General features: G+C 69.8%; 16 protein-coding genes. 5 read left to right on the plus strand and 11 right to left on the minus strand.

Annotated features, from left to right (window positions below):
* Nucleotides 1-259: 259 nt before the first annotated feature.
* Nucleotides 260-2,401: a glycogen debranching protein GlgX gene (glgX, locus tag ACT54X_RS21720; protein ID WP_294366396.1), complete on the minus strand. Its 2,142-nt coding sequence runs from the start codon at nt 2,399-2,401 to the stop codon at nt 260-262.
* Between the two features lie 205 nt (nt 2,402-2,606).
* Between glgX and ACT54X_RS21725 the strand changes: the two genes are divergently transcribed.
* Complete coding sequence (locus ACT54X_RS21725) at nt 2,607-3,506, plus strand: NUDIX hydrolase (RefSeq protein WP_294366397.1); 900 nt, start codon at nt 2,607-2,609, stop codon at nt 3,504-3,506.
* Between the two features lie 165 nt (nt 3,507-3,671).
* On the opposite strand, the gene ssb is transcribed toward ACT54X_RS21725, so the two are convergent.
* Nucleotides 3,672-4,238, minus strand: a complete 567-nt coding sequence (ssb, locus tag ACT54X_RS21730) for a single-stranded DNA-binding protein (protein WP_476348529.1) — start codon at nt 4,236-4,238, stop codon at nt 3,672-3,674.
* Nucleotides 4,239-4,407: 169 nt separating this feature from the next.
* On the opposite strand from ssb, the gene ACT54X_RS21735 reads away from it, so the two are divergent.
* Nucleotides 4,408-5,874, plus strand: a complete 1,467-nt coding sequence (locus ACT54X_RS21735) for a chloride channel protein (RefSeq protein ID WP_476348531.1) — start codon at nt 4,408-4,410, stop codon at nt 5,872-5,874.
* Between the two features lie 51 nt (nt 5,875-5,925).
* The gene (gene uvrA, locus ACT54X_RS21740) at nt 5,926-8,988 is read left to right on the plus strand and encodes an excinuclease ABC subunit UvrA (RefSeq protein WP_476348532.1); all 3,063 of its coding nucleotides are present in this window, start codon (nt 5,926-5,928) and stop codon (nt 8,986-8,988) included.
* 119 nt (nt 8,989-9,107) lie between these two features.
* On the opposite strand, the gene ACT54X_RS21745 is transcribed toward uvrA, so the two are convergent.
* Nucleotides 9,108-9,398 carry a nucleotidyltransferase family protein gene (locus ACT54X_RS21745; protein ID WP_294366404.1) on the minus strand — a complete coding sequence of 97 codons (291 nt, stop codon included), beginning with the start codon at nt 9,396-9,398 and terminating at the stop codon, nt 9,108-9,110.
* Nucleotides 9,399-9,581: 183 nt separating this feature from the next.
* On the opposite strand from ACT54X_RS21745, the gene ACT54X_RS21750 reads away from it, so the two are divergent.
* Nucleotides 9,582-9,788, plus strand: coding sequence for a type II toxin-antitoxin system VapB family antitoxin (locus ACT54X_RS21750; RefSeq protein WP_476348535.1), 207 nt, complete (start codon nt 9,582-9,584; stop codon nt 9,786-9,788).
* Nucleotides 9,789-9,852: 64 nt separating this feature from the next.
* On the opposite strand, the gene ACT54X_RS21755 is transcribed toward ACT54X_RS21750, so the two are convergent.
* The 7 genes from ACT54X_RS21755 to metC all read right to left on the minus strand — a co-directional run bounded on the left by ACT54X_RS21755 (nt 9,853) and on the right by metC (nt 19,022).
* Nucleotides 9,853-10,776, minus strand: coding sequence for an ABC transporter permease subunit (locus ACT54X_RS21755; protein WP_476348537.1), 924 nt, complete (start codon nt 10,774-10,776; stop codon nt 9,853-9,855).
* 130 nt (nt 10,777-10,906) lie between these two features.
* A complete protein-coding gene (locus ACT54X_RS21760; protein ID WP_476348539.1) occupies nt 10,907-11,692 on the minus strand; it encodes a taurine ABC transporter ATP-binding protein in 786 nt (261 codons plus the stop codon).
* A gap of 28 nt (nt 11,693-11,720) precedes the next feature.
* Nucleotides 11,721-12,743: a taurine ABC transporter substrate-binding protein gene (tauA, locus tag ACT54X_RS21765; protein ID WP_476348541.1), complete on the minus strand. Its 1,023-nt coding sequence runs from the start codon at nt 12,741-12,743 to the stop codon at nt 11,721-11,723.
* Nucleotides 12,744-12,994: 251 nt separating this feature from the next.
* Nucleotides 12,995-13,972, minus strand: coding sequence for a tripartite tricarboxylate transporter substrate binding protein (locus ACT54X_RS21770; RefSeq protein ID WP_476348543.1), 978 nt, complete (start codon nt 13,970-13,972; stop codon nt 12,995-12,997).
* A gap of 56 nt (nt 13,973-14,028) precedes the next feature.
* On the minus strand, nt 14,029-15,651 hold the full coding sequence (locus ACT54X_RS21775) for a hydantoinase B/oxoprolinase family protein (protein WP_476348545.1): 1,623 nt from the start codon (nt 15,649-15,651) through the stop codon (nt 14,029-14,031).
* Complete coding sequence (locus tag ACT54X_RS21780) at nt 15,648-17,756, minus strand: hydantoinase/oxoprolinase family protein (RefSeq protein WP_476348547.1); 2,109 nt, start codon at nt 17,754-17,756, stop codon at nt 15,648-15,650. Before ACT54X_RS21780 ends, ACT54X_RS21775 begins: the two co-directional genes overlap by 4 nt.
* Before the next feature lie 45 nt (nt 17,757-17,801).
* A complete protein-coding gene (gene metC / locus ACT54X_RS21785) occupies nt 17,802-19,022 on the minus strand; it encodes a cystathionine beta-lyase (RefSeq protein WP_476348549.1) in 1,221 nt (406 codons plus the stop codon).
* A gap of 108 nt (nt 19,023-19,130) precedes the next feature.
* Between metC and ACT54X_RS21790 the strand changes: the two genes are divergently transcribed.
* The gene (locus tag ACT54X_RS21790; protein WP_476348551.1) at nt 19,131-19,589 is read left to right on the plus strand and encodes an Lrp/AsnC family transcriptional regulator; all 459 of its coding nucleotides are present in this window, start codon (nt 19,131-19,133) and stop codon (nt 19,587-19,589) included.
* 58 nt (nt 19,590-19,647) lie between these two features.
* Here ACT54X_RS21790 and pdxR read toward each other — a convergent pair whose 3' ends face one another.
* Entirely contained in the window at nt 19,648-21,198 is a 1,551-nt protein-coding gene (gene pdxR, locus ACT54X_RS21795) for a MocR-like pyridoxine biosynthesis transcription factor PdxR (RefSeq protein WP_476348553.1), read from the minus strand.
* Between the last annotated feature and the right edge of the window lie 169 nt (nt 21,199-21,367).

The raw sequence follows: 21,367 nt of genomic DNA on the forward strand, positions 1-21,367 counted from the left end.
CCTGCTTCGTGAACTGACTCGCGGCAGTTGTTTGAGCGCAGCGCGAAGCGCGTAGCGAGTTCTGCCGCGGCCCGTTCGTCCGAGCACCGCAGCGGAGTCGGCCCACAGGGCCGACCGACCCCGTATGAGCCCGCGCGCCCTGGGCCCGGCGCCGGCGCGCGCCCCCACAGGCAATGCGCCTCAGTGTCCCGAAAGCGCGACCACCCCAGGACCCAGGTACACAGGCACCGAGGCCCAGGAACCCGGACGCCTGAACGCCTCAGCCCGCCACCATCACGATCATCGACCGCGCCGTCACCGTATACGTCTGCCCTGCCTCGAACGCAGCGCCGACCTGATCCACCGGTGCCTGCGGATCGACGTCATGCGCCGTGTCCACCGCCAGCGTCCACTGCGTGCCCTCGCCATGCTCGGGCAGCTTGAAGTCCAGCGCATCTTCCCAGGCGTTGAAGACCAGCAGCACACTGCGGTCCAGGCTGCGGCGCGCGATGGCGGTGGCGCGGGCGTGGCCTTCCAGCAGCATGCCGAAGCAGCGTGTGCGCGAATCGTCCCAGTGGCTGGAGTCCATCTCGGAGCCGTCGCACGACAGCCAGGTCACGTCCTTGACCTGCAGCTCCTCGTCGAAGGCACCGGTCAGGAAGCGGTTGCGCCGCAGCACCGGCAGCGTCTGGCGCAGGTGCGTGAGCCGCTTGAAGAAGGCGATCAGCGAGCGGCCCCGGTCGTCGATGCCCTCCCAGTCGAACCAGGAGATTTCGTTGTCCTGGCAGTAGGCGTTGTTGTTGCCCTGCTGCGTGCGGCCGAACTCGTCGCCGGCCAGCACCATCGGCGTGCCCTGCGACAGCAGCAGCGTGGCCAGCATGTTGCGCTGCTGGCGGGCCCGCAGTGTCAGCACGGCCTCGTCGTCGGTCGGCCCCTCGGCACCGCAGTTCCAGCTGCGGTTGTCCGAATGGCCGTCGCGGTTGCCCTCGCCGTTGGCGTCGTTGTGCTTGTCGTTGTAGCTGACCAGGTCGGCCAGCGTGAAGCCGTCGTGCGCCGTCAGGAAGTTGACGCTCGCCCACGGCCGGCGCCCACGCCGGTTGAAGCGGTCGGCGCTGGCCGTAATGCAGCCGGCCAGGTCGGCCACCATGCCCTCGTCGCCCTTCCAGAAGGCGCGCACGGTGTCGCGGAAGCGGTCGTTCCATTCCGCCCAGCCGGGTGGAAATCCGCCCACCTGGTAGCCGCCCGGGCCGCAGTCCCAGGGCTCGGCGATCAGCTTCACGCTGCTGAGCACCGGGTCCTGCCGGCAGCTGTCCAAAAAGCCGTGGCCCTCGTCGAAGCCGTAGGGTTCGCGCGCCAGGATGGTCGCCAGGTCGAAGCGGAAGCCGTCGACATGCATTTCGGTGACCCAGTAGCGCAGACTGTCCGTCACCATCTGCAGCACGCGCGGATGACTGAGGTTGAGCGTGTTGCCGGTGCCGGTGTCGTTGATGTAGTAGCGCGGGCCGGGGCCGCCGTCGCCACCGGGCATCAGGCGGTAGTAGCTGGCGTTGTCGATGCCCTTGAAGCTCAGCGTGGGGCCCAGCTCGTTGCCCTCGGGCGTGTGGTTGTAGACCACGTCCATGATCACTTCCAGGCCCTGGCCGTGCAGCAGGTCGACCATGCCCTTGAACTCGTCGATGGAAGGCTCGCTCAGGTAGCGCGGCTCCAGCGCGAAGAAGCCGATGGTGTCGTAGCCCCAGTAGTTGCGCAGGTCCTTCTCCTCGAGGAAGGACTGGGTGATGAAGCGCTGCACCGGCAGCAGCTCCACGCTGGTCACGCCCAGCTCGCGCATGTGGCGCATCACCTCGTCGTTGGCCAGGCCGGCGAAGGTACCGCGCAGGTGCTCGGGCACGGCGGGGTGGCGCATGGTGTGGCCGCGCACATGGGTCTCGTAGACGATGGTGCGCTCCCACGGCACACGCGGTGCACGCGGCTGCTTCCATTCGAAGCGCGAGTCCACCACCACGCACTTGGGCACGAAGGGCGCGCTGTCTCGCTCGTCGAAGCTCAGGTCGCCGTCCTCGTGGCCCACGGTGTAGCCGAAGATCTCGGGCGCCCACTTGAGCTCGCCCATGTGCGCCTTGGCATAGGGGTCGAGCAGCAGCTTGTTGGGGTTGAAGCGGTGCCCGTTCTCGGGCTCGTAGGGGCCGTGCACGCGCAGGCCGTAGCGGGCGCCGGGCAGCAGGCCGGGCACGAAGCCATGCCAGACTTCGTCGGTGTATTCGGGGAGGGTGACGCGGCCGGTCTCGTTCTGGCCGGCCTCGTCGTAGATGCAGACCTCCACGCGCGTGGCGTGGGCGGAAAAGACAGCGAAGTTGACGCCGTCGCCGGTGAACGTGGCGCCCAGGGGATGTGGCAGGCCTTCCCGGACTTCGAGAGACATGGTGGGGGCTCCTTCAAGCATGCGACATGGCCCGAGCGTTGTGCCCCCACAGGGGAGGACTGGCGACCGCCAGCCGGTGCGCTTCGAGGCGAGGCCGTCAGCCTAGCTGCGGTGCAGCATGTCGCCTGTAGGACGCCACAGGCAGGCCCGGCCGGCACAATGGCTGCTGCCGCTCCGCCGACGGGGCGGGTTCAGGAACCCTCCGATGACGCCGCCCTCCACGCCGCCTGTCCTGCCCATCGAAGCCGCCGCCAGCGTGCTGCTGCTGCGCGACGGGCCGGGCGGGCTGGAAGTGTTCATGGTGCGGCGGCACGACCGCTCCTCGGTGCTGGGCGGCGCCTGGGTGTTTCCGGGCGGCAAGGTCGACCTGGCCGATGCCCATCCCGAGGTCGCCCCCGACGCCGACCCGCAGGCCCTGCCCTTCCGCCTGGCCGAGCCGGAACTGCCTGCCTCGGTCGCGCTGGCGCTGCACATGGCGGCCCTGCGCGAGGTGTTCGAGGAATGCGGCGTGCTCTTCGCGCATGGCGCCAGCGGCGCCACGCCGGCGGCCTGGGTGGCGCGGGTGCATGCGCTGTGCGACGACGGCCTGCGGCTGGACGCCGCGATGGCCGAGGCCGGGCTGCAGCCGCAGCTCTTGTCGCTGCATCCCTTTTCGCGCTGGATCACGCCGGAGCGTTCGGTCTCCTTCCAGGGCCGGCGCTTCGACACCCGCTTCTTCATCGCCGCGCTGCCGCTGGGCCAGATCGCCGAGCACGACGACCACGAGGCCGTCGCCAGCGCCTGGCTGTCGCCGCGCGAGGCCCTGCAGCAGTACTGGGACGGCCGCATGGCGCTGGCGCCGCCGCAGATCATGAGTCTGGTGCACCTGGCGCATGCGAGTGCTCAGGGCGACCTGGCGGGCCTCATGGAAGCCACCCGCGAGCGCGGCCCCTACTGCGTGCGGCCGCATGTGATGGACATGCCCGGCGGCGGGAAGGCCATGGCCTATCCCGGGGACCCGGCGCACGACGTGCCCGAGCGCGCCATGCCCGGGCCGCTGCGGCTGTTCGTCAAGGGGCCGGGGCGCTTCGAGCCTGAGGGCGGCATCGACGGCTTCTGGGCCTGAGAGCCTGAGCAGCACGCCCCGACGCCGCGATGGCGGCTCGGCATCCGGCTCTCCGGGTGCCCCGAAATGCGACAAGGCCCGCGCCTCCGATGAAGGAGCCGCGGGCCTTGTCATGCGTGGGCTTCGATGCGCCAGCCTGTGCCGGCCGGCGCCGTCCCCGCGCGATCAGAAGGGGATGTCGTCGTCCATGTCGTCGAAGCCCGTGGGCGCGCGCGAGGGCGCGGGCGCCGGGGCCGGACGCGGGGCGGGTGCGCGGGGTGCTGCGGCCGCGCGCGGGGCATAGCCGCCACCGCCGCCACCCCCATTGCCGCCGCCGTAGCCACCACCACCGCCGCCGCCACCGCCCATGCCGTACTCGTCGTCGCCACCGCCGCCGCCACCGGGGCCGCCCATGCCCTGGCGGCTGCCCAGCATCTGCATCTGGTCGACGCGGATGTCGGTGGCGTACTTCTCGACGCCGTCCTTGTCGGTGTACTTGCGGGTGCGGATGGCACCTTCGACGTAGATCTGCGAGCCCTTGCGCAGGTACTGCGCGGCGATCTCGGCCAGGCGGCCGTTGAACACCAGGCGGTGCCACTCGGTGGCTTCGCGCATCTCGCCGGACTGCTTGTCCTTCCAGCGGTCGGTGGTGGCCAGCGTCACGTTGCAGACCTGGTCGCCACTGGGGAAGGTGCGGGTTTCGGGATCGCGGCCGAGGTTGCCGACGAGGATGACTTTGTTGACGCTTGCCATGGTGTGTTCGCTGCCCCTGATGAGTGGAAAAAGAGGAAGGTTGCGGAAAAAAACGAGCCGGCCATTGTGCCCGATGTGCCTCGCCCGGACGCCGGCGCAGGCCCCGGCGGCCGTGAACTTCTGCGCTCAGGCGGCCGGCCGCGACCGAGCAGAGAGAATGGGCCGCTCCATGAATGGCGAACCCGACTTCCTCCAGAACCTGCGCGCCGAGTTCTCCAGCTTCCGCATGTGGTTCGACCGCGCCATCGTGCTGGGCTATGCGGTGCTGGCCGGCCTCTTCGTGGTGGGTTTCACGCTGGCGGCCGAATGGGCCTTCGGCCTGTTCGAGCGCCTCTACCACGCGCAGCCCTGGGCGGTGCTGATCTGGACGCCGCTGGCCACGGCCGGCATCGTGGCCGTCACCCGGCGCTGGTTCCCGTCGGCTTCTGGGTCGGGCATTCCGCAGGTCAAGGCCGCGCTCGACGACGAGCTGCCGCCGGCCGGGCGCAGCCGCTTCGTCTCGCTGCGGCTCACGCTGGGCAAGATCGTCCTGGGCACGGCCAGCTTTGCGGCCGGGCTGTCGGTGGGGCGAGAGGGCCCCTCGGTGCAGGTGGCGGCCGGCGTCATGCAGCATGCGCGGCGCTGGCTGTCGCCGCGCACCACCATCGACGCGCGGGCGCTGCTGGTGGCGGGCGGGGCAGCCGGCATCGCCGCGGCGTTCAATGCGCCACTGGCGGGCGTGGTCTTCGCCATCGAGGAGCTGGCCGGCCGGCTGGAGGCGCGTGCGAGCGGCGTGGTGATCGCCGCCATCGTGCTGGCTGGTCTGGTGGCCGTGTCGGCCTTTGGCAACCTCAGCTACTTCGGCCGGATCCAGGTGCCGCGGCTGGGCTGGGACATTGCCGGTCCCGGGTTGGGCGTGGCCCTGGCCTGCGGCGTGGCGGGCGGCGTGTTCTCCCGGCTGATGATCGCCTCGCTCACCAATGCGCCGCAGCGCCTCACCCGGCTGCGCGCGCGGGCGCCGGTGCGTTTCGCGGCGGCCTGCGGTCTGCTGGTGGCGGCGATGGGCCTCGCCTCGGGCGGTGCCACCTTCGGCGCCGGCTCCGAGGCGGTCAAGCTGATGCTGGAAGGCCACGACCCGCTGACGCCGGTCTACACCCTGCTCAAGTTCATCGCCACCTGGATCACGGCCTGGAGCGGCGTGCCCGGCGGCATCTTCGCGCCTTCGTTGTCCATCGGCGCCGGCATCGGCGACGCGGTGGCCTCGGTCACGAGCCATGGCCTGGGGCCGGCCCTCATCGCCATGGGCATGGCCGGTTTCCTGGCCGCGGTGACGCAGGCGCCGCTGACGGCCTTCATCATCGTGATGGAGATGGTGGACGGCCACGCCATGGTGCTGAGCCTGATGGCCAGCGCCATGCTGGCCAGCCTGGTCTCGCGCATGATCAGCCGGCCGCTGTACGAGGCCCTGGCCGAGCACATGGTGGCGGCCGTGGTGCGGCCCGAGCCGGTGCCGCCCCCGGTGGAGCCAGTCGCCACCGAGCCCTCAACCGAAGCCGACGCCGAGCCGCCGGCCGCTGGCGCCGCACCGGCGTCTGCGTCGGAGCCCACGCCGGAGCCCCCGCCGCCAGCCGGGCCGCAATCCGCGCCGGAGCGCTGAAAACCCCGCGCGGTCTATCATGCCCGGTTGCCCTGCACGAACCGCCCGCCTGTGACCGCCCCCCACGACGACGCCTTCGACGACTCCGCCCCGGCCGCGGCCGACCGCGCCTACCTGGGCCGCCTGCTGGCCCAGCAGCGCATCAGCATCCGCGGTGCGCGCACCCACAACCTCAAGAACGTCGACCTCGACATCCCGCGCAACCAGCTGGTGGTGATCACCGGGCTGTCGGGCTCGGGCAAGTCCAGCCTGGCCTTCGACACGCTGTATGCCGAGGGCCAGCGCCGCTACGTCGAGAGCCTCTCGGCCTATGCCCGGCAGTTTTTGCAGCTGATGGACAAGCCCGACGTCGACCTGATCGAGGGCCTGTCGCCCGCCATCAGCATCGAGCAGAAGGCCACCAGCCACAACCCGCGCTCCACCGTGGGCACGGTGACCGAGATCCACGACTACCTGCGCCTGCTGTTCGCCCGCGCCGGCACGCCCTACTGCCCCGACCATCACCTGCCGCTGCAGGCGCAGACCGTGTCGCAGATGGTGGATGCGGTGCTGGCCATTCCTGACGAACCGCGATTGATGGTGCTGGCGCCGGTCGCGCGCGAGAAGAAGGGCGAGTTCCTCGAACTCTTCGCCGAGATGCAGGCCCAGGGCTACGTGCGCTTCCGCGTCGATGGCCAGGTCTACGAATACAGCGAGCTGCCCGCCCTCAAGAAGACCGAGAAGCACGACATCGACGTGGTGATCGACCGCCTGCGCGCGCGGCCCGACATGCAGCAGCGCCTGGCCGAAAGCTTCGAGGCCGCGCTGCGCCTGGCCGAGGGCCGCGCCATCGCGCTCGAGCTGGGCGGCGAGGGCAAGGAAGAGAAGAAACACCTCTTCAACGCCAAGTTCGCCTGCCCGCTGTGCCACTACTCGATCACCGAGCTGGAGCCGCGCCTCTTCTCCTTCAACTCGCCGGTGGGCGCCTGCCCGAGCTGCGATGGCCTGGGCCACCGCGAGTTCTTCGATCCGGCGCGGGTGGTGGCCTTCCCGTCGCTGAGCCTGGCCAGCGGCGCCATCAAGGGCTGGGACCGCCGCAACGGCTACTACTTCAGCATGCTGGAGAGCGTGGCCAAGCACTACAAGTTCGACCTGGACACGGCCTTCGAGTCGCTGCCGGCCTCGGTCCAGCAGGTGCTGCTCCACGGCTCGGCCGGCGAGGAGATCAAGTTCAGCTACACCATGGAGTCGGGCAACTTCGCGGGCAAGAAGGTCACGAAGAAGCATCCCTTCGAGGGGATCATCCCGAACATGGCGCGGCGCTACCGCGAGACCGACTCGGCCATGGTGCGCGACGACCTGGCGCGCTTTCGCAGCCTGCAGCCCTGCCCCGACTGCGGCGGCTCGCGCCTGCGGGTGGAGGCGCGCAACGTCTTCCTGGTGGACCAGTCGGCCGAGCCGCCCACCGAGCGCTCCATTCATGCGCTGAGCCACCTCACGCTGCGCGACAGCCTCGCCTACTTCGAGCAGCTCAAACTGCAGGGCAGCAAGGCCGACATCGCCGACAAGGTGGTGCGCGAAATCGGCCTGCGGCTCAAGTTCCTCAACGACGTGGGCCTCAACTACCTGAGCCTGGACCGCAGCGCCGAGACGCTGTCGGGCGGCGAGGCCCAGCGCATCCGCCTGGCCAGCCAGATCGGCTCGGGCCTCACGGGCGTGATGTACGTGCTGGACGAGCCCAGCATCGGCCTGCACCAGCGCGACAACGACCGGCTGATCGGCACGCTGCAACACCTGCGCGACATCGGCAACAGCGTGATCGTGGTCGAGCACGACGAGGACATGATCCGCGCCGCCGACCACGTGATCGACATGGGCCCGGGCGCCGGCATCCACGGCGGCGAGGTCATGGCCCAGGGCACGCACCAGCAGGTGGCGGACAACCCCCAGTCGCTCACCGGCCAGTACCTGAGCGGCGTGCGCCGCATCGAGGTGCCGGCCCGCCGCACGCCGCGCCTGCCCGTGGTGGCCGCCGCCCAGACGCCGGCGGAGACGAAGAAGAAGCCTTCGCGCTTTCCCATGAGCCCTGCCGCGGAGCGCCGTGCCGAGCGCGAAGCCCAGCACCTGCTCACGCAGGGCGCGCTGCAGGAAATCCGCGTGCTGAACGCGACCGGCAACAGCCTCAAGAACGTGAGCGCGGCCTTCCCCGTGGGCCTGCTCACCTGCGTGACGGGCGTGTCGGGCTCGGGCAAGTCCACGCTGGTCAACGACACGCTCTATGCGGCCGTGGCGCGCACGCTGTACCGCTCGCACGACGAACCCGCGCCGCACGAGGCCATCGAGGGCATCGAGTACTTCGACAAGGTCATCAACGTCGACCAGTCGCCCATCGGCCGCACGCCGCGCAGCAACCCGGCCACCTACACGGGCCTGTTCACGCCCATCCGCGAGCTGATGGCCGAGACCAACACCGCCAAGGAGCGCGGCTATGGCCCGGGCCGCTTCAGCTTCAACGTGGCGGGTGGCCGCTGCGAGGCCTGCCAGGGCGACGGTGTCGTGAAGGTGGAGATGCACTTCCTGCCCGACGTGTACGTGCCCTGCGAGGTCTGCCACGGCCAGCGCTACAACCGCGAGACGCTGGAGGTGCAGTACAAGGGCCGCAACATCGCGCAGATCCTCGAGATGACGGTGGAGGACGCGCACGCGTTCCTCCAGGCCGTGCCCACCATCGAGCGCAAGCTGCGCACGCTGCTGGACGTGGGCCTCAGCTACATCAAGCTGGGTCAGAGCGCGACCACGCTCTCGGGCGGCGAGGCCCAGCGCGTCAAGCTGGCGCTGGAGCTGTCCAAGCGCGACACCGGCCGCACGCTCTACATCCTGGACGAGCCCACCACCGGCCTGCACTTCGCCGACATCGAGCTGCTGCTGAAGGTGCTGCACCAGCTGCGCGACGCGGGCAACACCATCGTCGTCATCGAGCACAACCTCGACGTCATCAAGACCGCCGACTGGGTCATCGACATGGGCCCCGAAGGCGGGGCCGGCGGCGGGCAGGTGGTGGTGGCCGGCACGCCGGAAGATGTGGCGGCCTGCGAGGCGAGCCACACGGGGCGGTATTTGAAGCGGTTGTTGTAGGGCGGGGCAGTCGGCCTCGAGCAAGTGCTCGCAGGCTGGCGACCCCCTGCAAACGGGTCTACGTGCTCAGGACCTCTCAGCCGTGCGCGACCGGACGTCTCTGACCCGTGGGGCTTGCGTCATACCGGCTCCGCCTCAGCCAGCACGGCGGCGCGGAATTTGTCCGGAAGAGCATCCGGCGTGAGCACGTCGACCTTGATCCCGAGCAGTTCTTCCAGATCGCCTCTTAGCCCGCCGATGTCGAACATGGTGGTGTCCGGAAGCGGATCGACAAGCAGGTCGAGATCGCTGCCCTCTTGATCATCGCCATGCAGCACGGAGCCGAACACGCGAGGATTGGCGACGCGGTGCCTGCTCGTCACGGCGCGGATGGCTGATCGCTTTTGTTGAAACAGCGTCGAGGGTTTCATGGCGGGTGGGGCGGGGCTCTGAACCTGGTCGCGGATTGTGCCCATGTGACGAGGGCGATTCGATGCCGCTCTTTGACAAACGGAGGTAGCTGGACATGTCCCGGCGGGTCCAGAATCTTTTTGTCCCAACCAGCGGCGGCTCCATGGATGACCTCAGCCCGTCCGACCTCATGGGGGAGCGTCATGCGCGCTACGGTCACCATCGACGACGAGCTCTACGAACAAGCGCTGGAGATGGCAGAGCCCGGTATGGATAAGTCCGAGCTGTTCCGCGTAGCGGTCGAAACTTTCGTTCGGGTGCAAGCAGCGAAGCGTCTGGCTGCCTTGGGTACTGGGCAGCCCGACATGCAGGAGGTGCGCCGACAGCGGTCATGGCCCCAGGGCAAATGAATACCAGCGCGCCCTGCGAGACGTAGATTTGTCGCCAGGGTCGCTGCCGCCGGCCCCTGCTCGGCTACATCCGCCCCTTCCACGGCACCGCCCACCCCTCGATCCGCCGCATCAGCAGGTCGAACAGCAGCGCCACGACGCCGATCACCAGGATGCCCATCACCACCACGTCGGTGCGCAAAAAGTTGGACGCGTTGAGCACCAGCTGGCCCAGCCCCGCGGTGGCGGCCACCATCTCGGCGGCGACCAGGGTGGTCCAGCCGAAGCCGATGGCGATGCGCATGCCGGTCAGGATGTCGGGCAGGGCGGCGGGCAGCACGACATGGCGGATCACCTGCCAGCGGTTGGCGCCCAGCGAGAGGATGGCGTCGATCTGCTCGCTGCCCACCGAGCGCACGCCGGCCCGCGCAGCGACGGCCAGGGGCGCGAAGCAGGCCAGGTAGATGAGCACCACCTTCGAGGTCTCCTCGATGCCGAACCAGATGATCACCAGCGGCAGGTAGGCCAGCGGCGGCAGTGGGCGGTAGAACTCGATGACGGGGTCGAACACGCCGCGCAGCGTGCGCGACACGCCCATCAGGATGCCCACCGGCACGGCCGTGACGCAGGCCAGCGCGAAGGCACCGAACACGCGGCCCAGGCTCCACAGAAAGTGCTCCAGCAGCGGCTTGCCGCCCTGGCCCTTGCCCTGGACGGCGGCGACGAAGGCGTCCCACACCGAGGCGGGGGAGGGCAGCACCAGCGGTGGCAGCCAGGCCAGCGCGGCGGCGGCCCACCAGAGCAGGAAGAGCACGGCGACGGTGGCGATGCTGATGGCGGTGGTGCGGCCTTCGCCCGGGCGGCGGTGGCCCTGGGTGGGGCGGCTGCGGGCAGTGGTGGGTGCGGGGCGCGCAATTGCGGGCGGGGCGGTGGGCGGGGCGGTATCCGAAGCGGGGCGCACAGGGGACGGTGCGGCGGCCATCTTTATCGGTGGGGCGGTGGGCGTCATCGTGTGTTCCTCAAGGAAAGGCCGGGGGCGGCGCTTCGACAGGCTCAGCGCGAACGGGAACGGGTTGGCGCGACATGAACGGAGAGCGCTTGGCGCGAATGGAAAGGGACTCGGCGCAAACCGGTGCGGCTCAATGCACCGCCGCGCCCGCATGGATCGCGTCGATCACCTCTTCGCGCAGGCGGATGAACTCCGGCTGCGACTTGATGGCACGTGCGCTGCCGCCGGCGATGTACTGGCGGCCGAAGTCCAGCTGGTAGCGGCGCGAGACGCGGCCGGGCGAGGGCGTCATCACGATCAGCTCGGTGGCGAGGAACAGCGCCTCTTCCACGTCGTGCGTGATGAAGAAGCACAGCTTGCCCTCGCGCGCCCAGATCTGCAGCACCAACTCCTGCACCTGCTCGCGCGTGAGCGAATCGAGCGCGCCGAAGGGCTCGTCCATCAGCAGCATGGCCGGGTTGGCGGCCAGGGCCCGGGCGATGCCCACGCGCTGCTGCTGCCCGCCGGAGAGCTGGTAGACGGGTTGCGTGGCATAGCGCTCCAGCCCCACGGCGCGGATCTGCTTCATGGCCGCCTCGTGCCGCTCGGCGCGGCCCAGGCCGCGCAGGCGAAGGCCCAGGGCCACGTTGTCGATCACGTTGAGCCAGGGCATCAGCGCATGCTTCTGGAAGACCACGCCACGGTCGGCACCCGGGCCTTCCACATGGCGGCCGTTGACGAAGATGTGGCCCTCGCTGGGCGCCATGAAGCCCGCGATGCACGACAGCAGCGTGGTCTTGCCGCAGCCCGAGGCGCCGACGGCGACGACGAACTCGCCGCGGGCGAAGCCCAGGTCCACCTGCGACAGGGCCGTGACCTCGGCGCCGCCGCGGCCGGCGTAGGTCACGCCCACGTTCTCGATGCGCAATCCGTCCATGGTGTGCGTCTCCGGTCGGGGGCGACGCTCAGGGCTTGGCCTTGGCCGCGTAGCTGGCGTTCACGCCCACGCTGTAGTCGGGCAGCACCTGAGCGATGGTGCCCTGCGCCTTCAGAAAGGCCGCCGTGGCCGCCAGCGACTGGGCCGCGCCGCCCTTGGCGCCGCCGCCCAGCCAGGTGGCCGAGGCCTGCTCGGCCGGCGGCACGAAGCGGTACAGGGCCATGGCGGCGGGCACGTCGGCCTCGGTGGCACCGGTGACCTGCGCCACGGCCTTCACCTGGGGCGAGCCGGCCACCCATTGCGCCTTGTTGGCGGCATAGGCGTCATCGGCCTTGGCGATGGCCGACAGGAACTTGACCATGAAGTCCGCATTGGCCGCGGCCCAGGGCTTGTTGGCGATGATGCCGTCGAAGGTGGCCTTGCCCGTCTGCTTGGAGATCTGGCCGCTGCTGGTGATCTGCTTGCCGCTGGCCTTGACCTTGGAGAGCACCGGGTCCCACACGAAGGTGGCGTCGATGTCGCCGCGCTCCCAGGCGGCGGCGATCTCGGGCGGGCGCATGTTGAGGATCTTGACCTGCGACGGATCGACCTTGGCCGCCTCCAGCGCCACCAGCGTGTGGAAGTGCGTGGTGGAGGTGAAGGGCACGCCGATCTTCTTGCCCTTGAGGTCGGCCACGCTGTTCACGCCCGAGCCGTTGCGCGCCACCAGGGCCTCGGCGTCGGCGATGTCGTCGAGGATCCACACCAGCTCCACCGGCAGGCCCTGCGACAGGGCCGAGGCCACGGGGGCCGAGCCGGCCTCGCCGATCTGCACCTGGCCCGAGGCCATGGCGCGGATCACGTCGCCGCCGCCCGCGAACTTGCGGAAGTTGATCTTGTAGCCGGTGGCCTTCTCGATCTCGCCGGTGACCTGCGCATAGCGCCAGGGCACCACCATGTCCTGGTGGGCGATCGTGACTTCCTTGGCGGCCTGGGCCTGCGCGCCGGCGGCCAGGGCCGACAGCGCGAGCAGCGCCAGGCTGCGGCGGGTGAAGCGGAACGGGGGGGTCATGAAAATCCTCCTGAGGGGTTGGCTTGGAATGAACTGTGCTGCCCTGCGCCGTGCCGCCCAAGTGCCAGAGGCCGGCGACCGAAAGAGCCAGCGCGCCAGCGCGGGCACCCGGCTGGTGCCTGGTGCGGCGCGCACTGCACTGCTTCGGCGCAGAGCCGACGATTCTGGGAAGCGGCTCGGAAGTCCGGCAACGAAGAAAAGCGCGCAAGCTCATGCGCCCGGCGCGCAAGTCGACCCCCCGCAGGTGCCTGTCAGCGCGCCAGGATGCGCTTGTCGTTGCGCACCACCGCCTGCCAGCGTTCCACGTCCCGGGCGATGAAGGCCTGGAACTCGGCGGCGCTGCCCTGCCGCAGTGCGATGCCGCTGCGCGTGGTCAGCGCATCCACCAGCGCGGGCATGGCCAGGACTTCGTTCACCGCCTTGTTCAGCTTGGCGACGATGTCGTCGGGCAGGCCGGACGGCCCCATCAGGCCGTAGTACACGTTCATGTCGTAGCTTGGGTAGCCCAGTTCGGCGAAGGTGGGCACATCGGGCGCCTGCGGCGAGCGGGCGCTGCCGCTGACGGCCAGCGACTTGACCTTGTCCGAGCTGACGTCGCCCAGCAGCGGATTGATGAGCACGTCGATCTCGCCCGCCATGAGCGCCGTCAGCGCGTCCGAGCCGCCCTTGTAGGGGATGTGGGTCATCCGGATGCCGGCGACCTGATCGAACAGTTCGGCGGCCATGTGCGGCGTGCCACCGACGCCGGACGAGCCGAAGTTGAGCTTGCCCGGATGCGCCTTGGCCTCGCGCACGAGGGCCGGCAGCGAATCGATGCCCTTGCCGGCACTGACCTTCAGGATGACCGGCCCGGCGCCGATGTAGGCGATGCCCCGCAGGTCCTTCTTGACGTCGAACTTGAGGTCGTCGTAGATCGCCGGGCCGATGGCGATGCTGTTGGCCACCACCAGCAGGCGGTAGCCGTCCGGCGCGGCCTGGGCCACCTGCTGGGCGGCCACGTTGCCGCCCGCGCCCGCGCGGTTCTCGACCACCACGGCCTGCCCGAGCTTCTCGCCCAGCCGCTGGGCGACGGCGCGGGCCACCATGTCGATGCTGCTGCCGGCGGAGAAGCCGACGACCAGCGTGATGGGCCGGCTGGGATAGGCGGTGTCGGCCCGGCTGCTGCCGATGCCTGCCCCCGCGAGCGCGGCGGCGAGCAATGCAGCTTGGAAATGTCTTCTGGAAGGCATGACGTTGAGTCCTATGGGATAGCGGAATGCGTGAACTTGCGGATGCAAGCGAGGTGCTACAGATAACCCAGGCGCCGGTCGCTCTCGACGGCCTGCGGCAATCGTTCGGCCGCCGGCCCGTAGCCGCCGCCGCCGGGTGTGCGCAAGGTGACCTCGTCGCCAGGCTGAAGTACCTGGGGGACGCGCGAATCGACGGGTTGCCCGTTGATCAGCACCGCCCCCAGCTCCCCGCTTGCGCCGCCATGCAGGCCCGGCGCGGGCACGTGGATGCGCTCGGTGAGGAACACCGCGGTCAGGGGCGTCGGGTTCTGGTTGACGAAGCTGATCTCCTCGCCCAGGCCGCCCCGGTGCTGCCCGGCGCCGCCCGAGCCGGCCACGAAGGTCTTGCGCCTGAAGTGCAGCGGCGAGTCCCGCTCGGCCACCTCGATCGGCGTGGGCGAGATGTTGCTGGGCCAGGACATGACCGATGCGCCGTCCTTGCCCTGCGTGCCGCCCATGCCGCCGTTGAAGAACAGCACGGTGGCGAAGGGCTTGCCATTGGCGCGGCGCCCGCTCAGGTTGGTGATCCACACCGGCGAGCCCACGCCCGCCATGACCCGCCCGGGCAGGATGTCCGCGAGCGCGCCGAAGACCAGCATGGGCACATAGTGGCCGGTGCACGAGCGGCCGCCCACAGGCGCCGGCGACACCGGGTTCAGCAGCGACCGCTGCGGTGCGAGCGTGGTGATGGGGAGCAGCAGTCCGTGGTTGTTCGGCAGGTCCGGCACGAGCATGCACTTGATGGCATAGGCCGTCATCGCATGGGTGTAGGGCAGCACGCAGTTAACGGCCCGGGGCTGCTCGCCGGAAGTGCCCGCGTAGTCGCAGACGATCTCGCCGTCGCCCACCACGACCTTGACCTGGAACTCGAAGCGCTGGTCGAAGCCATCCGTCTCCATGCGGTAGGCATATTCGCCGGCCGGCAGCTGGCGGATGGCCTGGCGCATCGCCTGCTCGCTGCGCTCGAAGAGCGCGGCCGCCAGGCTGTCCACCTCGGTCAGCCCATATTCGCCCAGCAGATCGCTCACACGCTGGGCGATCAGCTCCGTCGCCCCGGCATGGCACCAGATGTCGCCCACGGTCTGCTCCGGCGTGCGCACATTGCTGCGCAGCAGGCCCAGCAGCGTGGCGTCGGGCTCGCCTTGCCGCAGGAAGTGCATCGGTGGAATGTGGAAGCCTTCCTCGAACAGCTCGCGCGCGTCCACCGAGCGGATCTTCCCGCCGATGTCGGGCACATGTCCCGCCGTGGCCGCGAAGCCGATCAGGCGCTGCGCATGGAACAGCGGCTTGACCAGGCACACGTCGTTGAGGTGGCCCGTCCCGATCCAGGGGTTGTTGGTGATGTAGATGTCGTCCGGGCGCATGTTGGCGGCGCCGATCGCTTCCAGCATCGCCCGGACCGTGTTGCCCAGCGTGCCGATGAAGGAGGGAATGGCACCCGCGTTCTCCGCGATCGTGCGGCCCTGCGAGTCGGTCATGACGACGGCGAAGTCGTTGGCCTCCGACGAGAGGGTCGAGAACGAGGTGCGCACGATGAGCTTGGCCGCCTCGCTGACCGCCGAGCGCAGCCGTGTCCAGAAGATCTCCAGGAAGATGGGGTCCACGTCCTGCGCGGCCGAAGAGGGAGTCTGCGTCGTCATGCCTGGCGCTCCTGAATGTCGATCACGAGATTGGCGTTGGGGCTCACGCTGAGGGTGCCCAGGGGCCCGACCACCGTGGTGGTGCCGGCCTCTTCCACCAGCACCGGCCCGGCGATGCGCTGGCCCGGGCGCAGGTCTTCCCGGGCGTACACCGGCGTATCCACGAAGCCCTGGCGCTCCTGGAAATAGACGGGCCGGGTGGCCTTGGGCCGTGCGGGCTCGCCGGGCGGCAGCGGCCTGGGCTCGAAGCGCTGCCGTGGCGGCGCGCTGCCGGCCACGCGCAGGTTGACCAGTTCCACCGGCACGTCCGGCGGCACGCGCCCGAACTTCTGCCGGTACTCGGCCCGGAAGGCCTGATCCAGGCCGTCGCGCCAGCGCTGCTCGCCCTGCGCGTCGTCGAAGGCGTAGGGGCCATCGGGCAGCGCAACGGTCAGATTGAAGCCCTGGCCGACGAAGCGTCCATCGGCCCGGCGCTGCAGATGCCGGGGGCCGAAATCCTCCTCCAGCGCGGCCAGGGGCTGCGCGACCTCGGTCTCCAGTTCGGCGAAGGCCTGTTCCAGCTGCTGCAGGTCGTCGCTGACGGGCTTGAAGCTCACCGTGCGGGACCGGTCGGCCCTGGCTGCCGACACCAGCAGGCCGAATGCCGAGGCGACGCCGGCTTCCGGCGGGCAGACGATGGTGGAGATGCCGATTTTGCGGGCCACGTAGTAGGCGTGCAGCGGCCCGCCGCCGCCGGTGGCCACCAGGATGTACCGGCGCGGGTCCTGGCCCTTCTCCGCCACGTGGACGCGTGCGGCCGCTGCCATGTTCTCGGCCACGATGTTGTGCACACCCCAGGCGGCCGCCGTGGCCTCGTGGCCCAGCGCCTGCCCCAGCGCCGAGAAGGCCGCACGGGCTGGCGCGGCATCGATGGCGATCGATCCGCCGGCGAAGAAGTCGGCGTTCAGATAACCGAGCAGCAGGTTGGCGTCCGTCACGGTCGGTTCCTGGCCGCCGCGGCCGTAGCACACCGGTCCGGGCTCCGAGCCGGCGCTCCGGGGGCCCACCTTGAGCAGGCCCAGCGGATCGCGCTGCGCGATGCTGCCGCCGCCGGCCCCGATCTCGATCAGGTCCACCGTGGTGATGTTGATCGGCATGCCGCTGCCCTCGGCGAAGCGTTTGCGCCGGGCCGCCTCGAAGCCGAAGGCGATCGAGGGTGTGCCCTCGTTGACCAGGCAGAGCTTGGCGGTGGTTCCGCCCATGTCGAAGGCCAGCAGGTTCGCCATCTGCTCGCGCAGGCTGTGGTACGTGGCCGAGATGGCCCCCGCCGCAGGCCCCGACTCGAGCAGGGCGATGGGGTGCTCGCGCGCATAGTCGATGCGTGCCAGGCCGCCGTTGGACAGCATCATCAGAATGTCTTCGGGCAGGCCGATGCGGCCCAGCTGCCGCGCGAGGACGTCCAGGTAGCGCCGCGCCATGGGCTTGATGTAGGCGCAGGCCAGCGTCGTGCTCATGCGCTCGTATTCGCGGATCACCGGCGCCGTCGCGCTGGACAGCGTCAGCGTGAGCTGGGGAAAGGCCTGCGCGATGGCCTGCGCGAGTTGGCGCTCGTGCCGATCCGAGCGATAGGCATGCAGCAGGCAGATGGCCAGCGACTCCACACCCGCGTCCACCAGGCGGCCCACCTCGGCCAGCGCCGGCTCGATGGCCAGGGCCTCGACCTCCTGCCCCTGCGCATCCATGCGCCCCGCCACCTCGGCCCGCAGATGGCGGGGTGCCAGCGGCGGCGCGCGGTCGATCTGCAGGTCGTACAGGTCGTACTTGCGCTCGTTGCCCATCTCGATGATGTCGCCGAAGCCGCGGGTCGCGAGCATGCCCGTGCAGGCACCGCGCCGCTCGATCAGCGCGTTGGTGAACAGCGTGGTGGCGTGCACGACCTGCCGCACGTCCGCGGCGGCAATGCCGTTGCGCTGCAGCAGTTGGCCGATGCCCTCGGCCACTGCGAGCGTGGGGTCCGCGTAGGTCGTCAGGACCTTCAGGCTGCGCTGTTCCCCGCTCGCGTGGTTCAGTGCGACCAGGTCGGTGAAGGTGCCGCCGATGTCGATGCCAATGGCCCAATGAGGCAAAGCAGTACTCCTATGGATCTCGTGTGTGGCCGTGGCGGCCGGGGTTCAGGCAATCCCTGCGCGGGCATGCCGCTGCATGGCATCCAGGGCCTGGCACAGGTCGGCCCGCAAGTCATCGCACGATTCCAGTCCCGCGTGGATGCGAACCAGCGGGCCGGTGCATGCGAAGGGCTTGGCATCGCGCTGTGGAGGGTCCATGGGCAACACCAGGCTCTCGAAGCCGCCCCACGACAAACCGATGCCGAAGAGCTGCAGCGTCGAAAAGAAGACGGACAGCGATTGTTGCGCGACGGGCTGCAACTCGACGGCGAACAGTCCGGATGCCCCTGTGAAGTCACGGCGCCACAAGGCATGCCCCGGGTCGCCGGGCAAGGCCGGATGCATGACGCGTCGCACCATGGGGTGGCGGCTGAGCATCTCGGCCAACGCCAGGCCGCTCTCCCAGTGCCGCTTCAGGCGCACATGCAGCGTGCGCAGGCCGCGCAGGGCCAGGAAGAGTTCGTCCGGGCCCACGGTCTGTCCCCACGCCGCCGCGGCATCGCGCAGCCGGGGCCAGGCCTGCCGGCTGGCGGTCGCCACGCCCAGGATCGCGTCCGAGTGGCCGACGATGTACTTGGTGGCCGCATGGATGGAGACGTCCACGCCCAGATCGAAGGGGCGCAGGTAGATCGGCGTCGCCCAGGTGTTGTCCATGACCACGAAGGCGCCGCAGCGGCGGGCCTCCCGCGCGATGGCGGGAATGTCCTGCATCTCGAAAGTGCCGGACCCCGGGGCCTCCAGGTACACCACGCGGGTCGCGGGCTGCAGCAGGTCGCGGATGCCGGCGCCGATGGCGGGATCGTAGAAATCCGCCGCGATGCCCAGCCGCGCGAGCGTGCCCTTGGCGAAGGCCCGCATGGGGCCATAGACGCAGTCGGGCAGCAGCACGTGGTCGCCGGCACCGGCGAAGGCGAGCACGGCATGGGTGCAGGCCGCCAGGCCCGAGGGATACACCCGGGCGCGATAGCCGCCCTCCAGCGAGGCCAGCATGTCCTCGAAGGCATGGGTGATGGGCGTGCCGAAGCGGCCGTAGGAGGCATAGGGGTTGTCCGGCGTCTTCCGGGACTCCCACTGCTCCAGCGAGTCGGCAAGGATGGTCGAGCCCCGGTAGATGGGCATGTTGACCAGCCCGTGGTGCGCAGCGGGTTGCCGCCCTCCGTGCGTCAGCAGCGTGTCGGGCATGGGCGGATGGGATGGATGCGAGAGGATGCGGGCGTCGCCTGTCATGGGAGTAGATCTTCCTCAAGGAGCCCCGCGAATGGATTCCAAATCTGGCACCCTTCTTGCCTCATCTTGTAAATCCATCCTCATCTTCAGCGACCCAGGAGAATTTCCTTGCTCGACCGCCTCGACAAGCAGTTGCTTGCGGAGCTCCAGAGGGACGCATCCCTGTCCCTGCAGGAGTTGGGCGAACGGGTCAATCTGAGCTCGACGCCCTGCTGGCGCCGGGTGCAGAAGCTGGAGCAGATGGGCTACATCCGTGGGCGCGTCGCACTGCTGGACCCGTCCCGGCTCAACGTGGGCGTCACCGTCTTCGTGGCCCTGCGCGGCGAGCACAACGATGCCTGGATGCGCAAGCTCTGCGAGGTGGTCGACACCATTCCCGAGGTGGTCGAGTTCTACCGGATGAGTGGCGACACGGACTACTTGCTGCGCGTGGTGGTGCCCGATGTCAAAGGCTATGACCGCGTCTACAAGCGGCTGGTGGCCAATCTGGAGTTCAGCAGCGTGTCGTCCAGCTTCGCGATGGAGCAGATCAAGTACACCACCGCCCTGCCGCTGGACTACATCTGAGGAAAGGGGCCCGCACGCCGTAGCGGGTCGGTGCGCCCAGGCCCCGCAGGGACGGGCATCAATGCACCGGCGCCGCCCGCCGCACCCCCCGCGCCGCAGCCAGCTCGTGCACCGCCAGCGCCAGCGCACGCACGCCCGCTTCGATCTGCGCCCCTGAGATGGACGACAGCCGCAGCCGGAACTGCGGGCACGGGTACGGCGGCTGGTCGTAGAACACGCGGCCCGCCTCGATCAGCACGCCGTGGCCGCGCGCCACGTCGGCCAGCTCGGCCGAATCGAGCCAGTCGGGCCCTTCCACCCACACCGAGGCGCCGCCCTGCGGCGGCGTGAAGCGGAAGTCCGGCAGGTACTGCCGCAGCGCCTGCGCCACCCGCGCCAGGCGCTCCTGCATGATCTGGTTGACCCGCCGCGCATGCGACTCGTGGTGCCCCAGCGAGAGGAAGAGCGCATAGGCATGCTGCAGGAAGGCGCTGGGGTGGCGCACCATGGCATGGCGCAGCACCCGCAGCTCGGCGATCAGCTCGCGCGAGGCCACGATGTAGCCCAGCCGCAGCGCCGGGGACAGGCTCTTGGAGAGCGAGCCGATGTAGATCACCCGCCCGCCCGTGTCCAGGCTCTTGAGCGCGGGCATGGGCATGCCGGCGTACAGGTTCTCGGCCTCGTAGTCGTCCTCGACGATGACGAAGTCCTGCAGCTCGGCCTTGCGCAGCAGCCACTGGCGCCGCTCCAGGCTCAGCGTGCGCGTCGTGGGGCTCTGGTGGCTGGGCGTGACGAAGACGTAGTCCACCTGCGGCATGGCGTCCACCACCAGGCCGTCGTCGTCCACCGCGATGTTGACGAAGCGCGGGTCGCGCACGCGGAAGGAGTTGCGCGCATGCGGATGGCCCGGCTCCTCGAAGCCGACGCGGGTGCGGGCATCGAACAGCGCCTCGGCCAGCAGGTAGAAGGCATGCTGCGAGCCCACGGTGATCAGGATCTCGTCGGCCAGCGCATACACGCCGCGCTTGGGCAGAAGGCGCTGGCGGATCTGCGTGACCAGGTCGTCCACGTCCACCTGCTCGAAGTCGGGCGTCCAGTGCGGCAGCTGCACCCGCGCCAGGCTGCGCAGGCAGCATTCGCGGAAGTCGTCGGTGGGAAAGAGCTCCGGGTCGTAGGTGCCGTAGACGAACTGGTAGGGATAGTCGTGCCAGCGCTCGGGCTTGGCCAGCGTGGGCCGGTCGCGCTGCGAGCGCAGCACGCGGGCGCGCCAGTCGGGTGGGCGCGGCGTGCTGCCGGCCGCCGCCTCGGGCGCAAAGGGATTGGCTACTGCCGGCGCGGCCTGCAGCGGCGAGGCATCGGCAGCCACGAACACGCCGCGCCGCGGGCGCGCCTCCAGAAAGCCTTCTTCCACCAGCTGCTCATAGGCCGCCGTGACCGTGTTGCGGCTGAGGGACAGAGCCTGCGCCAGGTCGCGCGAGGAGGGCAGGGGCGTGCCCGGGCCCAGGCGTCCGTCGAGGATGGCCTGCACGATCACCGCACGCAGCCGCACCTGGATCGGCAGGCCGGGCTGCTCCGGCAGGCGGAAGAGGCGGGCCCACAGCGGGCGGGACGGGTCGTCGGTACTGGGCATCGGTGATGGGTTGAGGGTTGCGTGCGCATGCACACAAGCGGGGCGTGCTCACGCTGTTGGTGCGCCGCTGGCCTGTCGTGGCGTGGCCGATGGGCCGGCTCTGGCTCTATGGCGCTGCGCGGTCGCTTCCTAGACTGGCCTGCATCTTTCGCGCCACGCCCAGCCTGCT

Source organism: Pseudacidovorax sp. DMC4 (genome assembly GCF_056314265.1).